General features: G+C 57.9%; 7 protein-coding genes. 2 read left to right on the top strand and 5 right to left on the bottom strand.

All coding sequences use genetic code 11. The features are described 5' to 3' along the window. From NW815_RS04460 to NW815_RS04470, 3 genes are all read right to left on the bottom strand, one after another. Positions 1 to 492 (bottom strand): peptidylprolyl isomerase (locus NW815_RS04460; RefSeq protein WP_414415756.1); only part of this gene is annotated, 492 nt, incomplete at its 3' end. 50 nt (positions 493 to 542) lie between these two features. After that, entirely contained in the window at positions 543 to 1,019 is a 477-nt protein-coding gene (locus tag NW815_RS04465; protein WP_414388089.1) for a phosphate-starvation-inducible PsiE family protein, read from the bottom strand. A gap of 49 nt (positions 1,020 to 1,068) precedes the next feature. Next, positions 1,069 to 1,254, bottom strand: coding sequence for a DUF2256 domain-containing protein (locus tag NW815_RS04470; protein ID WP_041437321.1), 186 nt, complete (start codon positions 1,252 to 1,254; stop codon positions 1,069 to 1,071). 261 nt (positions 1,255 to 1,515) lie between these two features. Between NW815_RS04470 and NW815_RS04475 the strand changes: the two genes are divergently transcribed. Next, positions 1,516 to 2,478 carry an RNA polymerase sigma factor RpoD/SigA gene (locus tag NW815_RS04475; RefSeq protein WP_414388091.1) on the top strand — a complete coding sequence of 321 codons (963 nt, stop codon included), beginning with the start codon at positions 1,516 to 1,518 and terminating at the stop codon, positions 2,476 to 2,478. Between the two features lie 121 nt (positions 2,479 to 2,599). On the opposite strand, the gene NW815_RS04480 is transcribed toward NW815_RS04475, so the two are convergent. Then, the gene (locus NW815_RS04480) at positions 2,600 to 4,234 is read right to left on the bottom strand and encodes a CTP synthase (RefSeq protein ID WP_414343234.1); all 1,635 of its coding nucleotides are present in this window, start codon (positions 4,232 to 4,234) and stop codon (positions 2,600 to 2,602) included. Positions 4,235 to 4,276: 42 nt separating this feature from the next. Then, positions 4,277 to 4,804 (bottom strand): hypothetical protein, encoded by a 528-nt coding sequence (locus NW815_RS04485; RefSeq protein WP_414329187.1) that lies wholly within the window; start codon positions 4,802 to 4,804, stop codon positions 4,277 to 4,279. Between the two features lie 225 nt (positions 4,805 to 5,029). Between NW815_RS04485 and NW815_RS04490 the strand changes: the two genes are divergently transcribed. Next, positions 5,030 to 5,632, top strand: coding sequence for an aldo/keto reductase (locus NW815_RS04490; protein WP_414329186.1), 603 nt, complete (start codon positions 5,030 to 5,032; stop codon positions 5,630 to 5,632). Positions 5,633 to 5,638: the final 6 nt, after the last annotated feature.

Consider the following 5,638-nt stretch of genomic DNA (forward strand, 5'->3'; position numbering starts at 1 on the left):
CATGATAAAAAACTGGCTGCCGTTGGTGTTGGGGCCAGCATTGGCCATAGCCAAAGTGCCGCGGCTGTAGGGACGTTGCACCGGCCCATCGGGAAAGCGGTAGCCCGGCCCACCCCGCCCTGTACCCGTGGGATCCCCACCTTGGATCATGAAGCCCCGAATCACGCGGTGAAAGATGACACCATCGTAGAAGTGGTCGTTGGCCAAAAAGACGAAATTGTTGACGGCGAGGGGAGCTTCTTGCGGGAACAGCTCCAGAACCATTGTGCCGGCGGTGGTCTCCATCGTGGCCGTGTAGGACTTGGCCGGGTCGATCACCATCGGGGGGGGATTGTTGTAGGTTTTCACGGGTTTGCCCAAGTGTTGTGCCAGGAGCAAATCGCGAGAAGAATGCAGGCGGGCCAAAACAGGGAGAGCACTCAACCCCACCCAAAGCACCACCATCAGCACAGCTAACTTCACCAGGCTGGCCAACTTAGATCGCGCACGCACAATTCTTGCAGGAAAGCTCCATCCCCATCGTACCAGGATTCTGTCCGAGCTTAATCTTCCCCGGACTTGGATGGAGACTTGGCTCGCCGCACCAGCCAATAACTTACCGAGAGGGCCAACGTCGCTGCCCCCAAGCCAATGAGCTCCAACCCCCCCAGCTTCTCGAAATCGAAAATGATGATCTTGCGGGCCACCGCAATCAAAGAGGTGACGATCACCAACTCCACCTGCACCACCTGCTTTTGCAAGTAGGCGGTAATGTTCTCCAGAATTTCCAGCGCAATCAGAATATTTAAAAAGAGGCCGAAGATCTCGATTAAAGTGGTGGAGAAAAACCCAGTTGGCTCGGTCAACAAATCTGCCACCAAGAACCGGGCCAAGTCCACCACTGCTACTACGATTAGCCCGATCATCAAAATTGACAGTAGCTTCGAGATCAGGCTTTCCAGGCGGGTGATGGCCCGCAAAAAGGGATCCTCCTCTTCTGTCTCGTGGGGATTGTGCAACAGCCACTTGAGAAACCGCATCGCCAACCCCGACAGATCCAAACCCTTATGTCCTGATCCTGAGACAACATTATCCGTCCCAACCGTCTTGCCGGGAAGCAGGCAGGGATCCCTTGGGGCGATGATTGCGACACCGCTCAGAACAGTATTTCACCTCCGACCAACAGTCGGCCCACTTTTTGCGCCAGGTGAAGGGTCGCTGACAGGTGAGACAAATCTTGCTGGGCAAATCCGATTTCTTCCGTTGGCGTGGCATGGTGCACTGCAAAACAAGGTCAACTCTGTAGTCAGTTTAACAATCCTACCGGATGCTGACCGTTACCATCACGGGGGTGCTTGGCCTGCGCCCCACCTTAGCAAAAGCTGAAGTCTGAACCTAGAGAAATCGAGTAGCCTCTTGAAATCCGGCGAGGTCTCTGCCCTGTGTCTGCAGGGAGCTGGGTTTGCTGAAGGGTCAACCGGTTCTGTCCTGTATCCAAGCAAAGTTTCCAACATCCGCTTGTGGATGTGAGTTTGTATGAAGTCTCAACCGAATGGGATGGATGTAGCTGTTCAGAATTGTCCCCCCCCACCGAAACGGGTTGAGGTACGGCTCAGCAAACCCGGCAACCGAGCGACCCAAGCCTCGCTTTCGGAAGACTCAGTGGGCGTATTTTTGCGGGAAATGGCTCGCTACCCACTCCTCAATGCCGAGCAGGAAGTGAAATTGGGACGGCTGATTGCAGAGGGGGGAGCCGCCGGGGAACGGGCGAAACGGGAATTGGTTAGGGCCAACCTGCGCCTGGTGGTCTCGATTGCCAAAAAGTACTTAAATCGCGGTGTGCCGTTTCTGGATCTGATTCAAGAAGGCACCATCGGCCTGATCCGGGCCGCAGAAAAATTTGAGTACGAACGCGGCTACAAGTTTTCCACCTACGCCTACTGGTGGATTCGCCAAGGGATCACCCGCGCCGTTGCCAATCAGGGGCGCCTGGTGCGGATCCCGGTGCATATGGTAGAAAAGCTCAACCAGGTGAAGCGGATCCGGCGGGAGCTGACCGAGACCCTAAACCGTCGCCCCACCCAAGCGGAAATTGCCAAAGCTCTGGAGATTTCCCCCGACAAGCTGGACGCTCTCTTAACCCTCTTGGAAGCCGGTCGCCAAACCCTTTCGCTACATACTCCAGTTGGCAAAGAGGAGGATAGGGAGCTGATGCAGCTTATCGAGGACGCCAACAGCCTCACTCCCGAATCCCAAATGGACTTGCACCTGCTGTCTGCCCAACTGGAAGAAATGCTGGAGCAGCTCAGCCCCCGAGAGCAAGAAATCCTCAAGCTCCGCTATGGGCTGAAAGATGGCCACCTGCACACTCTCTCCGAAATTGGTCAGCTCTTCGGCCTGTCTCGAGAGCGCGTCCGACAAATTCAAGCACGAGCCATGCGCAAACTGCGCCATCCACGCCGACAGGAAATTTTGGCAGATTGGATGACCTCGTTTTAGGCAGTAGGCCACGGCTGCTCCACAGGCGAAACCCAGGATTCCGCAGCAGTTTATGTTCAGCAAAGCTCTGCAGAACCAGGACCAGAGGCGTGCCCCCACTTTTGGACAAGGGATCTGTCAACTAGCCCATCTTCTGCAACTGCAGGGGGTGAGGCTGAGGGCGGCTGCGCAGGGCAGCTTCGATCAACCCCAAAAAGAGGGGGTGGGGGCGGTTGGGGCGGGAGCGAAACTCCGGATGGAACTGGGTGGCGATGAAAAAGGGGTGGCTGGGCAGCTCGATAATCTCCACCAAGCGGTTATCCGGCGAGACTCCGCTGATGATATAACCAGAGTCCAGAAAAAGGCTGCGGTAGGCATTGTTAAACTCATAGCGATGGCGGTGCCGCTCGTAGATGATGGCCTCACCGTAGAGCTTGGCCGCTAGGGTATTGGGCATGATGCGACAGGGATAGAGGCCCAGCCGCAGGGTTCCTCCCAGATCTTCCACATCTTTCTGCTCCGGCAAGAGGCTGATCACCGGGTGGGGGGTATCGGGGTCAAACTCGTAGCTGTTGGCCCGCTCCAGGTGGGCAATGTGACATCCCCAGTCGATCACCGCGCACTGCATGCCCAGACACAGCCCTAGGAAGGGAATGCCTTGCTCGCGCACGTAGCGGATGGTAGCCACCTTGCCCTCGATGCCGCGATTGCCAAACCCCCCCGGCACCACTACCCCATCCACACCAGCCAGTAGGGCTTCCGGCCCCCGCTCCTCGACTTCCTCAGAAGAGATCCAGCGCAAGGTAACGCCGGCATTGAGGGCTAGCCCAGCATGGCGCAGGGCCTCGGCCACGGAAAGATAGGCATCCGTAAGGCGCACGTATTTGCCGACAATGGCAATCTCCACCTGCTCTTGGGGGTGGTGCAGCCGCTGCACCAGGAGCTCCCACTCCCGTAGATCTGGCTGCTGCGGATCCAAGTTGAGAATCTCCAGAACCCGCTGCGCCAACCCCTCCTGCTCCAGCACCAGAGGCACGTCGTAGATGCTGGGGGCATCCTGCGCCTGGATGACGCATTCTACCGGCACGTCACAAAACTCGGAGATCTTCTCTTTGATGCTGCGGGGCAGGGGCTGCTCGCAGCGGCACACCAACACATCTGGCTGGATGCCAATGGAGCGCAGCTCCTTCACCGAGTGCTGGGTAGGCTTGGTTTTCATCTCCCCTGCCGCTTTGATCAGGGGCACCAGGGTGACATGCACATAGGCGACATTGGCCCGGCCCACATCCTTGCGAAATTGGCGGATGGCCTCCAAAAAGGGCAAAGACTCGATATCTCCCACCGTGCCCCCCACCTCCACCAGCACCACGTCGGGGTTGGTCTCGCGGGCCACCCGCCGGATGCGCTCTTTGATCTCTTGGGTAACATGGGGGATCACCTGCACCGTGCTGCCCTGGTAATCGCCGCGCCGCTCTTTGTGGATCACGGCCTGGTAGATGGAGCCGGTGGTGACGTTGTTGAGCTTAGACATGTTGGTGTCGGTGAAGCGCTCGTAGTGGCCCAAGTCCAGGTCGGTCTCGGCGCCATCGTCGGTAACAAACACTTCCCCATGTTGGTAGGGGCTCATGGTGCCGGGATCCACATTGATATAGGGATCCAGCTTCAAAATCGACACCGTGTAGTTGCGGGATTTGAGGAGGCGACCCAAGCTAGCCGCCACAATGCCTTTGCCGATGCTGGAGACCACTCCACCGGTGACGAAGACAAACTTGGTCATAGCTTGGATCCCTTGCCTTTTTTTGATTATGCCAGGGATCCCTCAGCGCAGAGAGCGGATGGGGCCGTTGTAGAGGATGGTGGTTTGAAAGGTGCGCCTGTCCACCCGCACCTGGGTTTCAATGCTGGGCTGGACAAAGCCGGGCTCTCCCCCCCGGAAGGTGAAGATCCAAGCATCTTCAAACTCTTCAAACGGCGAGTCGATGGCTGCCCCGTGCATGGAAGCTTCGGCGCGATAGCGCTGTAGGCCCCCATTGGCGATCTCGGCAGCTTGACGGGCCAGGTTTTTGGCGCGGTTGAGATCGCGGAAGTAGCGGCTGATCTCCTCAAAACTCCCCCTGGGCAGCGGTCGCTGGGGAGCAGGGGTTGCCGGCACAGGCCGGGGATCCGGCACAATGGGCAGGGTGGGAATGTCCGGGCTGGGGGGCAAGGGTTCGACGGGGATGGGAGTTCCAGAGGGGAAAAGAGGGGTGATCACCTGCGCTTGGGCAGCCCTTCCAGCCAGAAGGGATCCCCACAGGAGAGCCATACCGACGGAGCTGACAGTAGAGACAAGAAAAGTGGGCTTCATGGAGCCATTCCTCGCAAAAGTTCTGGGTTGAGAGACGCTGCAGCTCTTGAATGGGATCCTATCGATTCAGTTCCTTACAACAGCAGAGTCAAAAGCCTCTCCTTCCAACCCCGGTCACAGGCTTGGGTCGTTCACGCAACCTCGGCTGCTGTCAGCAATGTCTGCTAGATTTTTGGAGAGGATCCCTGGCCACAGTGGGAGGATCGGGGTTCAGCAGGAGCAGCCATGGAGTTCGTCACCCTCGCAGATGCAGGGCTAAGGTTGAGCCGGGTGGGCCTGGGCACTTGGGCGATGGGCGGCGGCTGGTGGGGCCCTTCCGACCGCCAGGAATCTTACACCACGATTCGCAAAGCCATTGATTTGGGCATAACCACCTTCGACACCGCTCCCATCTACGGACTGGGTGTTTCGGAGGAAGTGCTGGGGCAAGCGATCAAAGACTCAGGTTGCCGCGATCGGGTGGTTCTCGCCACCAAAGCGGGACTGGAGTGGACAAACAACAAAGTGGTGCGCAACTCCAGCCTGCCTCGCTTGGCCCAAGAACTGGAGGATTCTCTGCGCCGCTTGCAAACAGATGTGATCGATCTCTACCAAATTCATTGGCCGGATCCCTTGGAACCGATCGAAGAAACGGCGGCGTTTCTGGGGCAGTTGCTGCAGCAGGGCAAGATCCGCGCCATTGGGGTCAGCAACTTTTCCCCCGAACAGATGGATCGGTTTCGCCGGGTGGCTCCTCTGCACACCGCCCAGCCCCCCTACAACCTGTTCGAGCGGCAGATTGAAGCAGAGGTCTTGCCCTACTGTCGAGAGCATGACTCTAGTCAATAATAAGCT

The sequence above is a fragment of the Synechococcus sp. R6-7 genome (genome assembly GCF_047461695.1).
Classification (GTDB): domain Bacteria; phylum Cyanobacteriota; class Cyanobacteriia; order Thermostichales; family Thermostichaceae; genus Thermostichus.